A 3,800-nucleotide genomic window follows, 5' to 3' on the forward strand; every position below is an offset into this window, starting at 1 on the left:
TGCCGATCGCCTTGCCGCCTGCCTTGACGATCTCGTCGGCAACCGCGTTTGCGCCGTCCTGGTTCAGATCGGCGATCGCCACGGCCGCGCCCGCTTTCGCGAGCTCCAGCGCGATTTCCTTGCCGATGCCGCTCGCGGCGCCCGTGACGACTGCGGTCTTGCCGTTCAGATCTGCTGCCATGTCCGTCTCCTTCCGTTATCGGATCGAAAAAGCGCGCCCCGCTGCATCCGCTTTCGTCGCGGTCGTGCAGGTGAAGGCCAGCCGCTATTGTGCACGATCGGCCCCGCCGTTCGCGCGCAAAACGTCTAAGCTTAAGGTCGGTTCAGAGTCGCGGGAGATTCCCATGCACTATCGACGACTAGGCCGCTCCGGCCTGCAGATCAGCGCGCTTTCGCTCGGCTCGTGGGTCACCTACGGCAACCAGGTCGATCAGCGGGTCGCCCGCGAATGCCTTGCGGCGGCCCGCGATGCGGGCGTCAATTTCTTCGACAACGCCGAGGTTTACGCCGGTGGCAAATCCGAGGAAATCATGGGCCAGGCACTCAAGTCGCTCGGCTGGCCGCGCGTCAGCTACCTCGTGTCCACGAAATTCTTCTGGGGGCTCGCGGAAGCGCCGAACCAGTACCACACACTGAACCGGAAATATCTGCTGAACGCGATCGACGGCTCGCTGCGCCGGCTGCAGCTCGACCATGTCGACCTCGTGTACTGCCATCGCCCCGATCCGAACACACCGATCGAGGAGACCGTCTGGGCGATGAGCGACATGATCGTACGCGGCAAGGCGCTGTACTGGGGCACGTCCGAATGGAGCGCCGACGAGATCCGCGCCGCGTACGAGATTGCCGAGCGGCACCATCTGCACAAGCCGGTCGTCGAGCAGCCGCAGTACAACCTGTTCCACCGTACCCGGGTCGAGCAGGAATACGCACGGCTCTATCACGACTACGGCCTCGGCCTGACGACCTGGAGCCCGCTGGCATCGGGGCTGCTCACCGGCAAGTACCGGAACGGCGTACCTCCGGGCAGCCGCGCGCAATTGCCGGGCTACGACTGGCTCCGCGAACGGCTGACGGATCCGGTCAGCAACGATGTGGTCGAACGGCTCGGCGAGATCGCGGCCGAACTCGGCTGCAGCACCGCCCAGCTCGCGATTGCATGGGTACTCGCGAATCCGCGCGTGAGTTCGGTCATTACGGGCGCCTCGCGAATCGAGCAGATCGGCGACAACATGCGCGCGCTCGACGTTGCCGAGAAACTGACGCCGGAGATCAAGCAACGCATCGAGGAGGCCGTCGGCGATGCATACGAGTAAGGCGGCTCACGCCCACTCGCGTACAATACGCGGCCGCATTGGCGCGCGGCCCGACGGCCCCGCGCGATCATCCGTTTTCATCGATTCACCCTTCGTTTCAGGCAGCCAGCCATGCTCAGTTATCGTCACGGTTTTCACGCAGGCAACCACGCGGACGTGCTCAAGCACGCCGTCGTCGTCCAGCTGCTGCGCTACCTGAACAAGAAAGACAAGTCGTACTGGTACATCGACACGCACGCCGGTGCCGGCGTGTATTCGCTGCGCGACGGTTATGCCGCCAAGACAGGGGAATTCGACACCGGCATCGGGCCGCTGTGGAACGAAAAGAACCTGCCCGAGGCGCTCGGCGACTACATCGACGAGGTGCGCGCGCTGAACGACGACGGTGAGCTGCACTACTATCCGGGCTCCCCGTATCTCGCATGGCGATCGATGCGCGAGCAGGACCGGATGCGCCTGTTCGAAATGCACACGACGGAAATCGACGTGTTGCGTCACAACTTCCGCGATGCGGGGCGCCGCGCGATGATTTTCGCCGGTGACGGCTTCGAGGGCATCAAGGCGCTGCTGCCGCCGCCGCCGCGACGCGCGCTCGTGCTGATCGATCCGTCCTATGAGGACAAGAAGGACTACGCGCGCACGGTGACTTGCGTGACGGAATGCCTGAAGCGTTTCGCGACGGGCTGTTACGCGATCTGGTATCCGCAGGTTGCGCGGGTGGAATCGCAGCGTTTTCCGGAGCAGCTCAAGCGCCTGCAGCCGAACAACTGGCTGCACCTGACGCTGACGGTATCGAATCCGCCGGCAGATGGCCTGGGCCTTTACGGCAGCGGAATGTTCATCCTGAATCCACCGTACACGCTCGCGCAGAGCATGAACGAAGCGCTGCCCTATCTCGTCGAGCGCCTGGGACAGGACAGCGGCGCGCGGTGCCAGATCGAGCACCGCGGGAACTGAGCGAACGGTTTTCCGTTACGGCTGCGGTCTTGGCGCGGGTCTCGGCTGATTGGCCGGCGACCCACCCCAGCCCGGCACATTGATATACGGCGCGACAAACAGCGGGACCGAAGAATTCGGTCCCTGCCCTGCCGGCGCTCGCATGCCTGCGGGCTCAACGATCGGCTCGGACGATAACGGAGCCGTTTGCAACACCAGGCCGCCCTTGCCATCCTGGATCCCGCGTTGCGTATCGAGAATCAGCGGCCGGGACGATGTCGCCGCACCAGCCGCCATGCCGTGAGCGAGCACCGCGGCCCCCAGAGCGAGACGCGCGCGGGAAACGTGACGCACATCGAGACGCAAACGCATGGTCGTGTTCTTCCGGTTGAAAAGCAGGTCCATACCATAGCGCCACGCCGACGATTTCGCCAGATCGGACGCACAAAAAAACAAAGCCCCGTCAACACGGGGCTTGCTTTTCGCTCGGTGCCACACGGCACCTGACGGTGACTCCGATTACAGCGAGTAGCCGTTGGTTTCGAGCGAGCGGATGCGGCTCTCGAGCTGGACGATGTCCGACGACGACGCGAGGTAAGCCTCACGGCGTTCACGCTCTGCGGATTCGAACCAGTTGCTCAGCTTTTCAACGATGTAGGCGATCATGATGTTCTCCAAGGAAGGGGGACCCCTGGCGAATCGAGATTCAGGGATTTCCCGTATAGGGTTATCCCGAATTATAGCGATGCCGCACCAAGATGCCAGTGAAATGCTTGCATGGAAGCCATTCCTGTTTGGAATGGTTTGCGAACTATCCGCCTCAACCCACTGATTTTTAAGGATATTGAATCGAGGCTCCTATTCGGCCTCGAGGATGTGCACTAATCTGGTTCACTGACAGGGTCGGCCAGGCGCGCCAAGATCGGGCATTCGGGTCGCCCGTCACCATGGCAGTGCGCGGCGAGATCGGCAAGTGTATTGCGCATGTCGCTCAATTCCGCGATGCGTTTGTCGAGTTCGGCCACGTGTTCGAGGGCGATCGACTTCACTTCGGCGCTGGCGCGGGAGCGGTCTTGCCAGAGCATTAGCAGCTTGCGAATATCCTCGACGAGAAAACCGAGCCGCCGCGCCTGGCGGATGAAACGCAGAATATGGACGTCATCCGAACCGTAGATGCGGTATCCGGCGTCGCTCCGCTTGCTCGGCGCAAGAAGGCCGACCTGCTCGTAGTACCGGATCATTTTTGCGCTGACGCCGGATTCGCGCGACGCGTCGCCGATATTCATTCCCTGCCCTCTCTCCATCAAGCACTGGTTCGAACACGAAGGTCGACGCAAGCATTCGTCGACGACGTTTGGATCGTATCAAATCGCGAGATTTCGTTCCTGCCTGGGCAGTGACGGCCGGATCGACCGCAATCCGGATGTCCTTATTGAGGTAGGTGGTGGCTGCGAAATCTGCCGGTTCGGGACAGCATGCGGCGTGTATCAAGCTGCCCGCCCACTGACGATCACGCCAACGCTTGCAGCGACCACGCATTTCTGCGCT

6 protein-coding genes are annotated in these 3,800 nt (G+C 62.4%); 2 read left to right on the forward strand and 4 right to left on the reverse strand.

What is annotated here, in order from left to right:
* On the reverse strand, positions 1-181 hold a 181-nt coding region (locus U4Z31_RS36665; RefSeq protein WP_175914762.1), incomplete at its 3' end, for an SDR family NAD(P)-dependent oxidoreductase.
* Positions 182-344: 163 nt separating this feature from the next.
* Here U4Z31_RS36665 and U4Z31_RS36670 point away from each other — a divergent pair.
* Together U4Z31_RS36670 and U4Z31_RS36675 are read left to right on the forward strand one after the other, a co-directional pair.
* Positions 345-1,316: an aldo/keto reductase gene (locus tag U4Z31_RS36670; RefSeq protein ID WP_321804496.1), complete on the forward strand. Its 972-nt coding sequence runs from the start codon at positions 345-347 to the stop codon at positions 1,314-1,316.
* Positions 1,317-1,427: 111 nt separating this feature from the next.
* On the forward strand, positions 1,428-2,273 hold the full coding sequence (locus U4Z31_RS36675; RefSeq protein ID WP_124572230.1) for a 23S rRNA (adenine(2030)-N(6))-methyltransferase RlmJ: 846 nt from the start codon (positions 1,428-1,430) through the stop codon (positions 2,271-2,273).
* A 15-nt stretch (positions 2,274-2,288) separates the two neighbouring features.
* On the opposite strand, the gene U4Z31_RS36680 is transcribed toward U4Z31_RS36675, so the two are convergent.
* From U4Z31_RS36680 to cueR, 3 genes are all read right to left on the reverse strand, one after another.
* Positions 2,289-2,657: a hypothetical protein gene (locus U4Z31_RS36680; RefSeq protein ID WP_082088780.1), complete on the reverse strand. Its 369-nt coding sequence runs from the start codon at positions 2,655-2,657 to the stop codon at positions 2,289-2,291.
* Positions 2,658-2,771: 114 nt separating this feature from the next.
* On the reverse strand, positions 2,772-2,918 hold the full coding sequence (locus tag U4Z31_RS36685; protein WP_081053322.1) for a DUF3563 family protein: 147 nt from the start codon (positions 2,916-2,918) through the stop codon (positions 2,772-2,774).
* A gap of 215 nt (positions 2,919-3,133) precedes the next feature.
* Positions 3,134-3,538 (reverse strand): Cu(I)-responsive transcriptional regulator, encoded by a 405-nt coding sequence (gene cueR, locus U4Z31_RS36690; RefSeq protein WP_044849283.1) that lies wholly within the window; start codon positions 3,536-3,538, stop codon positions 3,134-3,136.
* Positions 3,539-3,800: the final 262 nt, after the last annotated feature.

It is taken from the genome of Burkholderia sp. BCC1985 (assembly GCF_905339915.1).
GTDB lineage: Bacteria > Pseudomonadota > Gammaproteobacteria > Burkholderiales > Burkholderiaceae > Burkholderia.

Coding starts and splice junctions, on each gene's coding strand:
- U4Z31_RS36670 (WP_321804496.1), top strand. CDS start 345: ATGCACTATCGACGACTAGGCCGCTCCGGCCTGCAGATCAGCGCGCTT.
- U4Z31_RS36675 (WP_124572230.1), top strand. CDS start 1,428: ATGCTCAGTTATCGTCACGGTTTTCACGCAGGCAACCACGCGGACGTG.
- U4Z31_RS36680 (WP_082088780.1), bottom strand. CDS start 2,657: ATGGACCTGCTTTTCAACCGGAAGAACACGACCATGCGTTTGCGTCTC.
- U4Z31_RS36685 (WP_081053322.1), bottom strand. CDS start 2,918: ATGATCGCCTACATCGTTGAAAAGCTGAGCAACTGGTTCGAATCCGCA.
- cueR (WP_044849283.1), bottom strand. CDS start 3,538: ATGAATATCGGCGACGCGTCGCGCGAATCCGGCGTCAGCGCAAAAATG.